This is a genomic window from Streptomyces griseorubiginosus, from assembly GCF_001514195.1.
GTDB classification, from domain to species: domain Bacteria; phylum Actinomycetota; class Actinomycetes; order Streptomycetales; family Streptomycetaceae; genus Streptomyces; species Streptomyces griseorubiginosus.
On sequence record NZ_KQ948736.1, the window covers coordinates 160993 to 176597 of the forward strand.

Here is a 15605-nt window from a genome sequence, read left to right on the forward strand (position 1 = left end):
GCGATGCAGCTTACGCAGACGTTCCGCGCTTCGGCAGCCCCGGTCCGCGGTGTCGGCCGACCTGTGCGGCCGGTGCGGGTGGAGGAGCGCCACCTGGTGCCCCGCCCCCGAAGGAGCCCTTCTGATGCGTGCCTTCGTCCTCACCGGTCCCGGCGAGTTCGCGGTGCGGGACGTTCCGGAGCCGCTGGCGGTCCCGGGCGAGGTGGTCGTGGACGTGGAGCGGGTGGGTGTCTGCGGGACCGATCTGGAGTTCTTCACCGGCGACATGGCCTATCTCCACCAGGGGCACGCCTGCTATCCGATGCGGCTGGGCCACGAGTGGGCCGGGCGGGTCCGTGCGGTCGGAGCCGGGGTCGATCCCGGCTGGGTCGGGCGACGGGTCATGGGCGACACCATGCTCGGCTGCGGGTCCTGCCGTCGCTGTCGGCGCGGACAGCAGCACGTCTGCGAGAAGCGCGAGGAGGTGGGCATCCGGGGCGGCCGTGCGGGTGCGCTGGCCGAGCGACTCGCCGTCCCGGCGGGGTCGTTGCACGCCCTGCCGGACTCCGTGGATCCGGAGTTGGGGGCGCTGGTCGAGCCTGGTGGCAACGCCCTGCGGGCGGCCCGGGCCACGGGGGCCGGGCCCGGCGACCGGGTCCTGGTGCTGGGTCCCGGCACCATCGGTCTGCTGGTCGCCCTGTTCGCCCGAGCCGCCGGAGCGGAGGTGCACCTCATGGGTGCCACCGAGGACTCCCTCGCCTTCGCCCGCTCGCTGGGCTTTCCGCACGCCTGGCGCGAGGACACGCTGCCCGACCTGCCCTTCGACGCGGTCGTGGACGCCACCAACGCGGTGCATCTGCCCGCCCTGGCCCAGGAGTCGGTCGAACCGGGCGGTCGGCTCGTGTACATAGGGCTGGCCGCCGAGCCCAGCCTGATCGACACCCGGGCGCTCGTCCTGAAGGACGTGACGGCCGTCGGCATCCTGTCGGCCTCCCCCGGGCTCGACGCCACGATCAGGGCGTACGCCGAGAAGGCCGTCGACCCGAGACCGCTCGTGGCCGCGACCGTCGCACTGGACGCGACCGGAGCCGTGCTCGCCGGCGAGCGACCGCCGGGCGCCGGACCGGGGCCGAAGGTCCATGTCGATCCCGGGCTGATGTGAGCCAGCCCGTTCGGGGTTCGGCTCATGAACGGAGGCGGACAGTGGACTTCAAGGTAAGGCCGACCGCACAGGTCGACGAGAGCGCGACAATCGGTGCGGGGACGACGATCTGGGATCTGGCCCAGATCAGGGAGGACGCCATGCTGGGCAGCGGATGCGTCGTGGGCCGGGGGGCCTACGTCGGCCCGGGGGTGCGGATCGGCGACAACGTCAAGCTCCAGAACCACGCGCTGGTCTACGAGCCTGCGGTGCTCGGCGACGGGGTGTTCGTGGGGCCCGCGGCGGTCCTCACCAACGACCGCTTCCCGCGGTCGGTGCACCCGGAGGGCGGGCTCAAGCGTGGCGGCGACTGGGAGGCCGTGGCGGTCGAGGTGGGCGAAGGCGCCTCCCTCGGGGCTCGCTCGGTGTGTGTGGCGCCGGTCAGGATCGGCCGCTGGGCCCTGGTCGCGGCGGGGGCCGTGGTGACCGGAGACGTACCGGACTTCGCGCTGGTGGCCGGTGTTCCTGCGCGCCGGATCGGCTGGGTCGGCCGGGCGGGCGTCCGGCTGGTCCGACGGGACGGCGAGCCGGACCGCTGGGAGTGTCCGGAGTCGGGTGCGCTGTACGACGAGAGGGGCGGCCGTCTCATCGAGCGCGCGTGACCCAGGTGGTGGTGTTGCCGATGTAACGGACCGGCCACGGCTGCCCGTACCTTCCGATAACGTGTCGTCTGTGATCACGGCGGACAAGAAAGGCACCGTAGAGCGACCGGACGCGGTGGGAAAGTGACCGGCCCGTTGAGGGCCGCGGTGCTGCCTCCGTCGCTGCGCGCGCCGCTCGGAGTGGTCGGGGCCCTCGCCGCGCTGGTGGTCGCCGTGCTCGCCGTCCTGTTCGCCGGGCACAGCCGGCCCAGCAGGGTGGACCGTTGGCTCGTCTCGCCGACGGCGGACAGCGTACGGCCGCCGTTGCGGTACGTCGCCGACACCCTGGACTTCCTCGGGGAACCCACGGGATCGGTGATGGTGGTCCTGGCCGCCGTGACCTGCTGCCTGCTGCTGCGACGCCCTCGCGCGGCCGTCCTCATGCCGGCCGGCGTCGGCCTCGCCGTGGGCACGGCGACGCTGCTCAAGCAGGTGGTGGGCCGCACCATCCACGGACCCGAGAACCTGTCCTATCCGAGCGGCCACACCACCTTCTTCACGGCCCTCGCCTTCGTCGCGGCGCTGCTCGCGACCGACCGGCTCGGGCTCGGCGGCAGGGCCGGCACGTCCCTCGTGCTCGCCGCCACGCTGGTCGCCGGCGCCGCGATGGGATGGGCGGAGGTCGCCCTGGGCGCGCACTACCCGACCGACGCGCTGGGCGGCTGGTGCACCGCGCTGGCGGTGGTCCCGGCGACCGCGTGGCTGGTCGACCGGGTCGCCGACCGTGGGGCCGAGCGGTCGGTCGGCCCCACGGTCGGCGCCGGTCGGCGAGAGGGTCGCTGACCTCACGCGGAACGACGGAGACAGCCCGCCTTCGCCACGCCGGGCGACGAAAGACGGGCTTCGCCACGCCGGGCGACGAAAGACGGGCTTCGCCACGCCGGGCGACGGAACACGGGCTTCGTCACGTCGGGCGACGGAACACGGGCTTCGTCACGCCAGGCGGCGGAACACGGGCTTCACCGGTCGGCCGCCCGTCCAGGGGGTGGGGTCGGCGGCGTCCAGTGCCTTCCGGTACACCGCACACGCCTGGGCCACCGCGTCGACGGTGTGATCGATGTCGGCGTCGGTGAGCGCGCTGCTCACCACGAACGACGGGGCCAGCACCCCGCCCGCGAGGAGCCGGCGCAGGAACAGCGTGCGGTACTCCTGTGACGGCTGCCCGTTCTCGTCGAGGGTGGCGAAGACCAGGTTGCTGGCCCGGCCCCGGACGACGACGTGCTCGCCGACGCCCATGCCGGCCGCGGCGTCACGGACGCCCGCGGCCAACCGCTCGCCGAGGGAGTGCAGCCGCGCGGTGACGCCCTCTTCGGCGTAGACGGTCTGCACGGCCATCGCGGCGGCCAGCGAGTGCGTCTCCGCGCCGTGCGTGGTGGAGAGCAGGAACACCCGCTCGCCGGAGTGCCGCAGTCCGCCCCGCTCCATCAGCTCACGGCGACCGGCCAGGGCGGAGACGGCGAACCCGTTGCCCAGCGCCTTGCCGAACGTCGAGAGGTCCGGGACGACGCCGTACAGGCCCTGGGCGCCCGCCTCGGACCAGCGGAACCCGGTGATCATCTCGTCGAAGATCAGGACGCAGCCGTGCCGGTCCGCCAGTTCGCGCAGGCCGGCCAGGTAGCCGGGCGGCGGCTCGCTGTGGGTGGCGGGTTCGAGGATCAGACAGGCGATGTCGTCCTGGTGGCGGGTGAGCAGTTCCTCCGTGGCCGCCAGGTCGCCGTAAGGGAACGCCACCGTGAGCTCGTTGGTCGACGCGGGGATGCCGGCGGACATCGGTGTGGTGCCGATGAACCAGTCGTCGGTGGAGAAGAACGGGTGGTCGGCGCAGAGGGCCACCCGTCGGCGCCCGGTGACGGCGCGGGCGAGCCGCACCGCGGCCGTGGTGGCGTCGGAGCCGTTCTTGGCGAACTTCACCATCTCGGCGGTCGGCACGGTGGCCAGGAACCGCTCCGCGGCCTCGGCCTCCACGAGGGAGGGGCGGACGAAGTTGCTGCCGCGGTCGATCTCCCGCCGGACCGCCTCGGTGACCCGTGGGTGGGCGTGCCCGAGGCTGACCGAGCGCAGGCCGGAGCCGTACTCGATGTAACGGTTGCCGTCGACGTCCCACACATGGGCACCGCGGCCGTGGCTGATGACCGGGGCCACGTTCTCGGGGTACTGGTCGTCGCCCTTGGCGTAGGTGTGGGCGCCGCCGGGGATCAGGGCATGGAGCCGTTCGTTGGCCGCACGCGACCGGGGCAGCTGGAAGTCTTCGCTGGGCAAGCCGACTTCACCTTTCCGTGTGCTTGAGGACCTCGTGCCGGAGGCCCTCGTGCTTGATGACCTCGGCGAGGCTCGGTGCCTCCCGGTCCCGCTGGGACATCGATGTGACCGGCAGCGGCCAGGGAATGGCGAGTTCCGGGTCGTCGAAGGCGATCGTCACGTCCTCGGACGGATCGTGCTCACGGTCGATACGGTAAGAGGTATCTGCGATTTCGGTAAGAGCCTGGAAGCCGTGGGCGCATCCCGCCGGGATGTAGACCGACTTCTGCGTCTCGCCGGACAGTTCGAAAGAGGCCCAGTTGCGGTACGTCGGCGAGTGGGGCCGCAGGTCCACCATGACGTCGAAGATCCTGCCGTACGAGCAGCGCACCAGCTTGGCCTCGCCGGCGCCGGAGCGCAGATGCAGGCCGCGCAGCACGCCCCGCACCGAGCGGGACACGCTGTCCTGGACGAAGGCGTGCGGGTCGATGCCCACCGAGCGGGCCACGTGGACGTCGAAGGTGCGGCTGAAGAAGCCGCGTTCGTCGGAGAACGGTGTCGGCTCGAACAGGTACGCGCCGGTGATCTCCGGGACTTCGGTCGCTTTCATCGGGCCTTCCGCGGGGCGTGGGCGTGGGAGTTCGCCGGGAACAGGGTCGTGGTCAAGGCGGTGAACTGCTGGGCGAGTTGGTCTGTGGCGACCCGGTTGCGCTCGGCAAGGGTCTGCCGTACCTCCGCCGCGTGCTTCTCCAGCTCCCGGAACTGCTCGAGGAGCCGGTCGGCGTCGACCTCGCGGGCCGGGTGGCAGTACGCGCCGACGCCCATCCGCTCCATGAGCGCCTCGCTCTTCGCCGCGTAGGACAGGGCGAGCACGGGTGTTCCGGTCTTCAGCGCGCAGATCAGGTTGTGGTAGCGGACGGCCACCACGGTGTCGGCGGCCGCCATCTCGTGCATCAGGTCGGCCAGTGAGGCCGGTTCGGCCGCGGTGACCAGCGGTGAGTCGACGGCGTCGAGGATCGCCTCGACCACCGACAGGTCGCACTCGTCGCCGGTGAGCAGCCGGACCGGTCTGCCCTCGGCGACGAGCGTGCGGACGAAGGTGATCGTCCCGTCGAGGTAGCGCCGGTAGATCTCCTCGGCCCGGGCGCGGTCGTCGTTGCCGCCGTGGAAGTCCATGACGCCCAGGCAGACGGTCCCCCGTGTGCCGGTGGGCTCGCTCGCCCGCGGCGCCGGAAGGAAGAACGCGAGGTCGGGGTAGACCTCGTCGCGCGCGGTGTCCACGCCCATCGCCCGCATCGCGTCACGGGACTGGGCGTCCCGGTACGAGCGGTGGGCGGCGAGCCGGGCCGACCAGCGCACCAGGGCCCGGGTGGGACGGCTCTTGATCCGGGCGGCGCCGACGCTGACCAGGGCGACCCGGGTGCCGAGCAGCCGTCCGCTCGCGCAGAGCAGGAACAGCGAGTAGGGGAAGCCCCACGGCCGCAGCGGCAGCGTGGCCTCCAGGACGCCCATGCCCGGCACGATGACCACGTCGTGCCGGCGCACCCAGGCGGCGGTGCGGTACACGTCGACGAGTTTGCCGACGCCCTTGCCGGCGATCGCCGCCGCCCGGGAGGCGGTCCGGTACTCCCCGCGGTACCAGTGCAGCCGTGTCGCGGGGATGCCGAACCGGGCCGTGACGGCCTCGGGTCCGCCGCACAGCGCGTCGACGACCGCTTCCGGATGCTCGGCGCGCAGGTATCGAAGGACGGCTTCGAGAGACCCGTCGTTGCCGAGGTTGCCGGAGCCGAGCAGGCCGAACACCCCGACGCGCGCCGGGGTCTCGTCCTTCGGCGTCATGCCCCCCTCCCTTCACGGCCCGCGACGAGGGCGTCGACCGAGACGGTCAGCTTGGCCGGGTCGACCGGGGCGCGGTCCTCGACCCGCTCACCGGCGCCGGGCCGGACCCGGCTGGTCATCCACGCGGCCAGGTGGCGGAAGCACTCGCGCCGGTCGGCCGAGGACAGCGGGGCCCGCCGGATCGCCGAGGCGAAGCCCCAGACGTACTCGGCGAGCAGCCGGGGCGTCGGGTGCAGCAGACCGGCCCGGCGCGGGTCCAGGTTGACGCACCGGGACCGCTTGGACGGGTTGGCGCGTTCGGCGCGGGTGGGGTGGTCGCGGCGGAAGTACAGGAGTTCCGGCACCTGGTGGAAGCGGCCGTGCAGGGTGATCTCGGCGACGTAGGTGCGGTCGGCGTGGTGGTAGCTGTCCATCGGTCGCACCCGGCGCAGCACGTCGGTCCGCATGACGCCGTAGAAGTCGTCGCCGCCGGGCTCGAAGAGCAGGCTGCGGAAGCGGTCCGGGGCGTGCGGCGAGTCGGTGGCGAGCGTGTAGTCGTAGGGGACCTTCACCTGGCCGTCGCCGTCGATGACCGCCTGGTCGGTGTGGGCGAGGATCACGTCCGGGTGTTCGTCCAGCGCCTCGATGCAGCGGCGCAGCAGGTCGCGGCCGTAGAGGTCGTCGTGCGAGGCCCACTTGAACAGCTCGCCGCGGGCTTCGTCGAGCACCTTGTTGTGGTTCGGGGTGGCGCCGATGTTGCGGGGCAGCCGGATGTAGCGGATGCGGGAGTCCTGCGCGAGGTACTTGCGGCAGATCTCCTCGGTCCCGTCGGTCGAGGCGTTGTCGGAGATGACCAGCTCGAAGTCCTCGTAGGTCTGGCCGAGCAGCGCGTCGAGCGACTCGGCGAGGTACTCCTCGCCGTTGTAGACGGGCAGGCCGATGCTCAGCCTGGGTCGGTCGGTCATGAGGTCCTCACTTCGGGAACGGAGTCGTGGCGGCGCTCGCGCAGGGCGGACCGCAGCTGGAGCCACCACACGGCCGAGCCGCCGACGGTCGCGGCGGCGACGCCCCAGGCCGAGCCGACCGTGCCGGCCAGGGCCGCCCCGCCGAGGCCGCCGCCGACGTAGAAGGCGGAGGCGAACAGCTGGCAGCGCAGGCTGCGCCGGGCGGCACCGAGCGCGCGCAGGCCGGCCGCGGCGCCGGTGCCGAGGCCGGCGCCCGCGACGCTGAAGGTGATCGGCACGATGAGGTGCGAGGAGGAGTGCCAGACGCTGCCGAGCAGGACGTCGCCGAGCCGGTTCGGCAGCAGCAGCAACGAGCCGCCCCACAGGAGGGCGGCGACGGCCTGTCCGCCGCCCAGCAGGAAGCAGAACTTCCCCAGGCGGTGCGGGGACTGCCGCAGCACCCGGGCCGCCTCCGGAACGGTGACCAGCGAGAGCCCCATCAGGACGGCGAGGAACGGGCCCATCAGGAGTTCGGCGCCGCGCACCGCGCCCACCGCGCCGACCCCGACGATCGCGCCGAGTCCGTAGGCCCGCAGCTGGCTCGCCCCGCTGAGGCTGACGTTCTCGACCAGGTAGCGGTAGCCGAGGTCGCGCTGCTCGCGCAGCCAGCCACGCGCCTTGTGCATCCGGGGCCGGATGCCGGACTGGTAGCAGCCGTACCCGGCGGCCACCGCGGCGGACGCGCCCCAGGCCAGCACGAAGGCGCCCACGGTGTCCACATGGGCCGCCGCCACCATCGCCGGGACGAGCGCCACGCACCACACGACGTCGTTGACGAAGGCCTTGCGCCCGTTGCCCGCGGCGAAGAACGCGAACCGCCAGGCGTCCTGGAGCAGCAGCCCCGGCAGCATGACGCCCAGGCAGGCGAAGGCGGCGCCCAGCCGGCCGCCGAGAGCCAGCCCGGCCACCAGGGAGACGACGCCCACGGCGGCACCGACCGTGAGTGCCGTACCCGTCGAGCGGGCCACCGCCCTGCGCCAGGACGCTTCCGGCACTCCGCTGAAGCGCACGGTGAGCGGGTCGGTGGACAGGCCGCGCGAGACGTTCAGGACCACGCCGTAGGTGACCCAGGCGAGGCTGAACACGCCGAACGCGGTCACCCCGAGCGAGCGGGCCACGTAGATGCCCACCGCGAAGTTGCTGATGCTGGAGGCCGCCTGGTCGGCCAGGCCCCAGGACAGCCGGCCGAGGAGGGCCCGCTTGGCGGATCCGGCCCGTGGCACCGCTGTCGGCGGGTTCTCCCCCTCGACGGGCATCGACGTCATGTCTTGATCAGTCCTGCCTCGTGCAGTGCGCCGGCCGCGTCGGCGACGGTGTCGAAGGGCAGCCCGGACCGCTCGGCGACGTCCAGCAGATCGTGGTCGCCGTCGGAGAGGTTGAGCACCCAGAGCATGGCCATCTGGGCCTGCTTGGTGTCGCTGCGGCCGCCGAGCGCGTCGTACAGCCCACGGCGGCCCAACTGGGGTTCGCCGTAGGGGCTGAGGTTGAGGTAGCGCCGGTTGCGGTCCAGGACGGCGAACGCCTCGCGGCAGACGGCGAGGGTGTCGGCCAGCGCCTCCGGGGAGACGAAGTCCGGGTTGTCGGCCGAGGTGTGGTACTCCGGGTAGCCCGCGTACGGGGTCCGGGTGAGCGAGCCCACGCCGAGGTTGAAGCCGGGCGAGCAGTACTGCCGCTCGTCGTAGCCGTACGGGGTGAACTCGTTGACCTGGTGCGGCCGTTCGGAGGCGGTCAGCACGTGCCGCAGCACCCGGTCGATCTCCGCGTCGCCGCGCCTGCTCTGCTTGTACGTCAGCCGGCCCCGGTCGCCGGCGCAGGCCAGCACGAGCCCGTGCTTGACCCGCTCCACCCGTTCCGCGTTGCGGGCCAGCCAGGTGATCGCCCCGATGGTGCCGGGCGCGAAGATGAACCGGTACGTGTAGTACGGCGTCCGCTGCGCCAGCTCCCGGGCCAGGTAGGTCGCCACCGCGACGCCGGCCATGTTGTCGTTGGCCAGCGCCGGGTGGCAGGTGTGGCAGGAGACGATCACCTCGTCGGCGACCTGCCCGGGCACCACGTGCTCGGCGTAGGTGAGATGCCCGTCGGCGAGCGTGGAGTCGATGCGGACCTCGTAGTCCCCGTCCGGCATCGCGTCCAGCGTGTCCTGGGCGAGGCAGAAACCCCACTCCGGCTTGTAGTAGCTGGTCCGGTACGGCACCCAGGACGGCTGGTCGGGCAGGGTGTGCAGGTGCTCGCGCAGCTCGGACAGCGGCATGGTCGCCGACACCGGGACGCTGTAGCCGAGCACGTGCAGGCTGGACGCCGCGAAGTCGACGACCCGTCGGCCGGTGCTGTCGGCGATGTACGCGTCGCGGATGTTCCACTCCTGCGGCACCGTCCAGTCCAGCACCGGCGTCCCGGTCGGCACCTCGTGCACCTGGAGCGGGAGGTACTCGCCGACGATGTCCAGGGTGGCCCGGACACCGTCGCCGGTGATGCTCCGGCAGAGCGGGTACAGCCGCTCCACCAGGGCGTGCATTTCTTCGCCCACAGGGGTCATCGGCGCCACCGCAGGGTGTCGTCGACGGTGCCGGCCTCGGACGCGGCGCGCAGCACGGCGAGCCGGGTGAAGCGCTGGTCGAAGTCCTCCTTGGTCAGGCCGAACTTCCGGTAGGCGTCGGCGAGTTCGAGGGCGCCGCGCTTGACGGACCACTCGATGTCGAAGCCGGGGATCGCGGCCCGGAACCGGGAGAAGTCCACCCGGTAGGAGCGCGGGTCGGCACCGTTCTCGCCGGTGATCCGGACCTTCGCGCCGGGCACCGCCTCGGCGACCTGCTCGGCGATCTCGGCGACCGTGACGTTGTTGGTCTCGCTGCCGATGTTGAACGCCCGGTCGTGGACCGCCTCGCGCGGGGCGGTCAGCGCGGCCGTGAAGGCCCGGGCGATGTCGGCGGCGTGCACCAGCGGGCGCCAGGGGGTGCCGTCGGAGAGCACCAGCACCTCGCCGGAGAGCAGCGCGTGGCCGACCAGGTTGTTCAGCACGATGTCGGCGCGCAGCCGGGGCGAGTAGCCGAAGGCGGTGGCGTTGCGCATGTAGACGGGGGTGAAGTCGTCGTCGGCCAGCGCGTGCAGGTCGTCCTCGACGCGCACCTTGGACTCCGCGTACGGGGTGACCGGGCGCAGCGGGGCGTCCTCGCCGACCAGGTCGTCGCCGCCCGCGGCGCCGTAGACCGAGCAGGTGGACGCGTACAGGAAGCGCTTCACTCCGGCCTCGCGGGCGAGCCGGGCGAGGTGCACGGACGCGTGGTGGTTGATGTCGTAGGTGAGTTCCGGCGCCAGCGAGCCCAGCGGGTCGTTGGAGAGCGCGGCCAGGTGGATCACGGCGTCCACCCCGGCCACGTGCTCGGCCGTGACGTCGCGCAGGTCGACGCGGTGGCCCTGCGGGTCCGCGGGTGTGTCGCCGAGGACGGAGTCGGCGAACAGGCCGGCGTCGAGGCCGACGACCTCGTGTCCCGCGGCGGCGAGGACCGGGGCCATGACGGTTCCCAGGTAGCCCTGGTGTCCGGTGAGCAGTACGCGCATGGTTCAACCCCCCAGGTTGAGCGTGAGTTTGGTGGCGGCGAACGCTTCCGCGTATCGCTCATGGCATTCGATGCCACGGATCCGGGCGAGGCCGAGGAAGGCCTCCCGGTCGTACCAGGGACGGTGCCGCTGCGAGGCGTAGTGCTCCTGGAGCAGCCGCACCTTCTCCTCGGCGATCTCCATCGACAGCGGCTGGTACGCCGCCATCCGGCCGAGGTCGCCGTCCCACTTGACGATCTCGTAGCCGAGGACCAGGTGGTCGCGGAAGGCGGTGGGCATCAGCTGCGCCAGGCCGCGGTGGTCCTGGTGGGCGTCGTCGGTGCGCGGGGCCAGGACCAGGTCGGGGTCGGTCTGCGCGCGCAGTTCCTCGACCGCGGCCTTGGCCTCGTCCCAGTGGACCGGCATCCGGCCGTCCGGCAGTTTGAGCACGGTCAGCCGCAGGTCGGCACCCGGGCAGAAGGCGGCGAGCGCGGCCCGCTCCTCCTGCTCGCGTTCGGTGCCGCCGCCGGAGAGCACCAGTGCGTCGACGCGCAGGCCCGGCCGCGCGTGGCACAGCGTCAGCAGTGTGCCGCCGGCGCCGATGGCGATGTCGTCGCAGTGCGCGCCCACCGCGACGATCCGGTCCAGGCGGCCGGCTCCGAGCCGGATCACGCGCCCACCGCCGCGCTGTCCTGCTCCCACACGGCCCACGGGCGCTCGCCGCGGGCGTAGGCCTCGTCGAGGGCGGCCCGCTCCTTGACGGTGTCGGTCGGCTTCCAGAAGCCGCGGTGCTGGTGGGCCACCAGGCGCCCCTGCTTGGCCAGTTGGGCGCAGCCGTCGGCGACGAGGTCGCCGTTCTCCGGGATGTGGTCGAAGACCTCCTGGCGGAGCACGAAGTAGCCGCCGTTCTCCCACAGCGGCATGTCGCTCACCGCGGTGATGCCGCCGACCAGGTTGTCCTCGCCCAGCTCCACGCAGTGGAAGGAGGACTGGGGCGGCACGACCATCATCGAGGCACCGGCGTCGCGCTGGGAGAACTTCTCGATCATCTCGGGCAGCGGGGCGTCGGTGAGGACGTCGGCGTAGTTGGCGAGGAACATCTCGTCGCCGTCCAGGTGGTGGCGCACCCGGCGCAGCCGCTCCCCGATCGGGGACTCGATGCCGGTCTGCGCGAAGGTGATCGTCCAGTCGGATATGTCGGTGGACAGCAGCTCGGTGCGGCCCTTGCGGAGCACGAAGTCGTTGGACGTCGTCTCCTCGTAGTTGAGGAAGAAGTCCTTGATGTGGTGGGCGCCGTAACCGAGGCACAGGATGAACTCCTTGTGCCCGAAGTGCGCGTAGTAGCGCATGACGTGCCAGATCAGGGGTCTCGGACCGACCATCGCCATGGGCTTGGGCACGTCGTCGGCGGTGCCGTTGCGCATCCGCATCCCGTAACCGCCGCAGAACAGGACGACCTTCATGCTGTGACCTTTCGGGACGCGACCTCGACGATGCTCAGTTCCGGGATGGGGAAGACAAGCCGGCCGCCCCACTCGTGCACGTAGGACAGCTGCTCGGTGAGTTCGGCGCGCAGGTTCCACGGCAGGACGAGCACGTAGTCCGGCTTGTCGACGGCGATCTGCTCGGGAGCGAGGATCGGGATGCGGGTGCCGGGGGTGAACCGGCCGTGCTTGTACGGGTTGCGGTCGACCGTGTACGCGAGCAGGTCGGGCCGGATGCCGCAGTGGTTGAGCAGCGTGTTGCCCTTGCCGGGGGCGCCGTAGCCGACGACCGTCTCGCCGCGCTCGGCCGCCTCGATGAGGAACTTGAGGAGGTCGCGGCGCACCTTGGCCACCCGGGCGGAGAACTCGGTGTAGCCGGACAGCTCCTGGAGACCTGCGGCCTTCTCGCGGGCCAGTACGTCGGCCACCCGCTCGCTCGGTTCGCCGGCCGCCTCGGCGGGGCGGGCCCACAGCCGGATGGAGCCGCCGTGCGTGGGCAGCAACTCGACGTCCACGAGGGCGAGTCCGCCGCTGGCGAGGGCCCGGATCGCGGAGGCGACCGTGTAGTACTGGAAGTGCTCGTGGTAGATCGTGTCGTACTGGTTGTCCTCGATCAGGGTCAGCAGGTGCTGCACCTCGATGGAGACCCAGCCGTCGTCGGCGACGAGAGCGCGCAGGCCCTGGGTGAAGCCGATCACGTCGGGGATGTGCGCGTACACGTTGTTGGCCACGACGAGGTTCGCCGGTCCGTGCTCGGCGCGGACGGCCGCGCCGGTCTCCGGGCTGAGGAACTCGGTGAGCGTGGGCACGCCCTTGTCCCGTGCCGCCGCGCCGACGTTGACCGACGGCTCGATGCCCAGGCAGCGGATCCCCCGGTCCACCACGTGCTTCAGCAGGTATCCGTCGTTGCTCGCGACCTCGACCACGAAGGCCTCGGAGGGGTCGAGCCCCGCCCGCTCCACGGCACCGGCGACGAAGGTCCGCGCGTGCTCCACCCAGGAGGTCGAGAACGACGAGAAGTACGCGTACTCCTTGAAGGTCTCCTCCGGTGTGATCAGCGGCGGGATCTGCGCGAGCCAGCAGTCGGTGCACACCTGGAGGTGCAGCGGGTAGGCGGGCTCCGGCTGGTCCAGTTGGTCCGCGGCCAGGAAGCTCTCGCAGGGTGGCGTCGCCCCGAGGTCGACGACGCTCGCCATCGCCTCCGAGCCGCACAGTCGGCATCGTGTCATCTGTTGTTCCCATCCCCCCAGCTCGCGCGGGTGTCCCCGTCGCGAGTCAGTGCTGACCGACCCGCGATCGCGGTGCGGTACTCCTCCACCAGGCGGTCGAGGCCGACCGCCGGGCTGAAACCCTGTTCGTAACGGCGCCGGGCCGCCTCGCCCATCGCCCGGTTGCGGTCCGGTTCGGCCGCGATCCGGCGGATGCCGGACGCGAGCGAGGCGGACTCGCCCGGCTGGTGCAGCAGCCCGGTCACCCCGTCCTCGACGAGTTCGACGAACGCGCCGTGCCCGGCGGCGACCACCGGCACCCCGGCCGCCATCGCCTCCACGACCACCAGGCCGAACGCCTCCAGCCACGTCGAGGGCGCCACCACGGCCACCGACCGGGCGATGGCCTTCTGGCACTCCGCCGTGTCCAGCAGGCCGACCCAGCGCACGTCGTCCCGGCCCGCCGCCCAGGCGCTGACCTCCGCCTCCAGCGGTCCGGTGCCGGCGATCACGAGCGGTACGCCCACTCCGCCGCCCGCCGCGATCTCGTCCCACGCGGCCATGAGCAGCCGTACGCCCTTGGCCTCCGCGAGCCGGCCGAGATACAGCACATGCTCGCCGGTGTCCGTGCGGCGCGCGTCCGGGTCCGGCACGAAGTTGTGCTTCACCGCCAGCCGCTCGGCAGGCATCCCGGCGTTCACCAGGACGTCCCGCTGCGCGCCGGAGATGCACAGGAAGCGCTCCACACCGGACCACCACCGCTTCCGGTTGGCCGACAGGCTGACCGCGAGCGGCACGGTCGCGAGACGCGAGCCCCGGTAGCAGCCGTGCCGGACGGCGGGCAGCGGCGTGGCGCCGACGCACTCGGTGCACGGCCGGCCGTCCCGCTGGAGGGTGCCGGGCGGGCAGATCTGCGTGTAGTTGTGCAGGGTCGCCACGGCCGGCACTCCGGCGTCGGCGCAGGCGGCGAGGACCGCGGGCGACAGCAGCGGGAAGACGTTGTGGACGTGGACGACGTCGGGCCGCTCGGCGCGCAGCCGGTCGGCGAGTTCCCGGCGGACCGCCGCGTTCCACGGCACCCGCAGGGGCAGCGCGGCCTTGGCGAGGAGGGACATGGAGCCGATGTCGTCGCTGCGCCGCTCGAACAGCTCGACCCGGTGGCCGCCCGAACGCAGCAGCTCCACCTCCTGGTCGACGACCTTGTTCTCGCCGCTCGGCTGCGCCGAGGCGTAGCGGTTGTGCACCACGAGGACGTGCATGCTCACCTCACCTCCGTTCTCTGGGCCCAGCGCGGGACGCGTGGTCGGGGGACGGCGGGCGTCCCGGGGGCAGGGGCCTCGGCGGGTGCCGCCAACAGCGAGACGGCCAGGGCCAGATGGAGCAGGTACGGCGAGGCGTCGCCGAGGCCGGCCTCGGTGTACGAGGCGATCGCGCAGTAGCTGATCAGGAAGATCGCGCAGGCCCGCTGGAGCGACGGCGGCCGCAGCAGCGCGACTCCGCCCAGCACGACGATGAACGCCGCGACCAGGCCGACGCCGATCAGTCCCTGCTCGTTGTAGACGGCCAGCCAGCTGTTGTCGATCGGCAGGCCGCCGAACGACTTGTCGCCCAGACCGACGCCGAACCACTTCTCCCCGGTCGTGCGGGGCGCGGCCAGCAGGGCGTCCCAGACCTTGGCGCGACCGGTGAGGCTGGAGAAGTTGTCCTTGCTCTGTCCGCGCAGGAACCACGCCTGGAGCGCGCCGGCGAACCCCACCGCGGCGACCGTGGCGATCGCCACCGACCAGGTGAAGAACCGGCGGGCCGCGGAGCTGGTCATCAGCAGCGAGCCGATCGCCAGCACCAGGCCGAGCAGCAGACCGAGCGTGGCCGTGCGGGTGTGGGTCAGCGCGAGCAGCACGAGGGAGGGCACGATGACCACCGCCGCGCTGGTCCGGTCGATGCGGCGCCCCAGCAGGAGCAGCGCGGTGAGCCCGATGATCACCGCGGCGTACTGGCCGATCTGCGGCGGGGTGAGCGGCCACAGCGCGCCGACCAGCCGTCCGCCGTAGAGGTCCGGCAGGGCCGCACCCGGGGAGATGGCAAGGCCGAGGGCCACCGACCCGAGCACCGCGAAGTACATCCGGATGTGGTGCCGTACGAACGTCAGGCTGCCGTCCCACCAGCGGCTGAGCAGCCACAGCGTGCCGACGAAGAGGGTCAGCCGGAAGCAGCGGAACAGCGCGCCGAACCCGGACTCCAGGTGGGCGCTGGAGATCACGCTCGTCACCAGCAGCAGGGTCAGCAGGAACACGTACGCGTTCGGCCGGACCCGCAGCCGGGCGTTGATCACGAGGGCCAGGGTGAACGCCGCGACCAGCGAGCCCATGGTGACCATCTGGATGAGGGAGCGGGGCAGCGGGACGATGGTCACCGCCCCGGCGGAGCCGAGCGTGTTGAGGACCAGCAGCCCCCAGATCACCCCGACGATCCTCGGTGTGCGCTCCGTCTCCATC

15 protein-coding genes are annotated in these 15605 nt (G+C 72.2%); 3 read left to right on the plus strand and 12 right to left on the minus strand.

Going from position 1 to position 15605, the window contains the following annotated elements; all coding sequences use genetic code 11:
* Positions 1-124: 124 nt before the first annotated feature.
* From AQJ54_RS13415 to AQJ54_RS13425, 3 genes are all read left to right on the plus strand, one after another.
* On the plus strand, positions 125-1141 hold the full coding sequence (locus tag AQJ54_RS13415; RefSeq protein ID WP_062237337.1) for a zinc-dependent alcohol dehydrogenase: 1017 nt from the start codon (positions 125-127) through the stop codon (positions 1139-1141).
* Between the two features lie 41 nt (positions 1142-1182).
* Positions 1183-1782, plus strand: coding sequence for an acyltransferase (locus AQJ54_RS13420; RefSeq protein ID WP_062237338.1), 600 nt, complete (start codon positions 1183-1185; stop codon positions 1780-1782).
* Between the two features lie 123 nt (positions 1783-1905).
* Complete coding sequence (locus tag AQJ54_RS13425) at positions 1906-2604, plus strand: phosphatase PAP2 family protein (protein ID WP_062237339.1); 699 nt, start codon at positions 1906-1908, stop codon at positions 2602-2604.
* Between the two features lie 150 nt (positions 2605-2754).
* On the opposite strand, the gene AQJ54_RS13430 is transcribed toward AQJ54_RS13425, so the two are convergent.
* Genes AQJ54_RS13430 through AQJ54_RS13485 form a run of 12 tightly spaced genes read right to left on the minus strand, consistent with a single transcriptional unit; the run spans position 2755 to position 15604 of the window.
* Positions 2755-4080, minus strand: coding sequence for a glutamate-1-semialdehyde 2,1-aminomutase (locus AQJ54_RS13430; RefSeq protein ID WP_062237341.1), 1326 nt, complete (start codon positions 4078-4080; stop codon positions 2755-2757).
* A 7-nt stretch (positions 4081-4087) separates the two neighbouring features.
* A complete protein-coding gene (gene rfbC, locus AQJ54_RS13435) occupies positions 4088-4669 on the minus strand; it encodes a dTDP-4-dehydrorhamnose 3,5-epimerase (RefSeq protein ID WP_062237342.1) in 582 nt (193 codons plus the stop codon).
* The gene (locus AQJ54_RS13440; protein WP_062237345.1) at positions 4666-5898 is read right to left on the minus strand and encodes a polysaccharide pyruvyl transferase family protein; all 1233 of its coding nucleotides are present in this window, start codon (positions 5896-5898) and stop codon (positions 4666-4668) included. The genes rfbC and AQJ54_RS13440 overlap by 4 nt, the downstream gene beginning before the upstream one ends.
* Positions 5895-6842 carry a glycosyltransferase family 2 protein gene (locus AQJ54_RS13445; protein WP_062237347.1) on the minus strand — a complete coding sequence of 316 codons (948 nt, stop codon included), beginning with the start codon at positions 6840-6842 and terminating at the stop codon, positions 5895-5897. The genes AQJ54_RS13440 and AQJ54_RS13445 overlap by 4 nt, the downstream gene beginning before the upstream one ends.
* Positions 6839-8146: an MATE family efflux transporter gene (locus tag AQJ54_RS13450; protein ID WP_062237349.1), complete on the minus strand. Its 1308-nt coding sequence runs from the start codon at positions 8144-8146 to the stop codon at positions 6839-6841. The genes AQJ54_RS13445 and AQJ54_RS13450 overlap by 4 nt, the downstream gene beginning before the upstream one ends.
* A complete protein-coding gene (locus AQJ54_RS13455; RefSeq protein ID WP_079069850.1) occupies positions 8143-9426 on the minus strand; it encodes a DUF4910 domain-containing protein in 1284 nt (427 codons plus the stop codon). The genes AQJ54_RS13450 and AQJ54_RS13455 overlap by 4 nt, the downstream gene beginning before the upstream one ends.
* A complete protein-coding gene (locus tag AQJ54_RS13460) occupies positions 9414-10439 on the minus strand; it encodes an NAD-dependent epimerase/dehydratase family protein (protein WP_062237351.1) in 1026 nt (341 codons plus the stop codon). The genes AQJ54_RS13455 and AQJ54_RS13460 overlap by 13 nt, the downstream gene beginning before the upstream one ends.
* A gap of 3 nt (positions 10440-10442) precedes the next feature.
* Positions 10443-11090, minus strand: coding sequence for a PIG-L deacetylase family protein (locus AQJ54_RS13465; RefSeq protein ID WP_062237353.1), 648 nt, complete (start codon positions 11088-11090; stop codon positions 10443-10445).
* On the minus strand, positions 11087-11881 hold the full coding sequence (locus tag AQJ54_RS13470) for a sugar phosphate nucleotidyltransferase (RefSeq protein ID WP_062029449.1): 795 nt from the start codon (positions 11879-11881) through the stop codon (positions 11087-11089). The genes AQJ54_RS13465 and AQJ54_RS13470 overlap by 4 nt, the downstream gene beginning before the upstream one ends.
* Positions 11878-13131: a class I SAM-dependent methyltransferase gene (locus tag AQJ54_RS13475; RefSeq protein WP_062237355.1), complete on the minus strand. Its 1254-nt coding sequence runs from the start codon at positions 13129-13131 to the stop codon at positions 11878-11880. Before AQJ54_RS13475 ends, AQJ54_RS13470 begins: the two co-directional genes overlap by 4 nt.
* Positions 13128-14369 carry a glycosyltransferase gene (locus AQJ54_RS13480; protein WP_062237358.1) on the minus strand — a complete coding sequence of 414 codons (1242 nt, stop codon included), beginning with the start codon at positions 14367-14369 and terminating at the stop codon, positions 13128-13130. The genes AQJ54_RS13475 and AQJ54_RS13480 overlap by 4 nt, the downstream gene beginning before the upstream one ends.
* 2 nt (positions 14370-14371) lie before the next feature.
* Positions 14372-15604 (minus strand): hypothetical protein, encoded by a 1233-nt coding sequence (locus AQJ54_RS13485; protein ID WP_062029443.1) that lies wholly within the window; start codon positions 15602-15604, stop codon positions 14372-14374.
* Position 15605 lies beyond the last annotated feature (1 nt).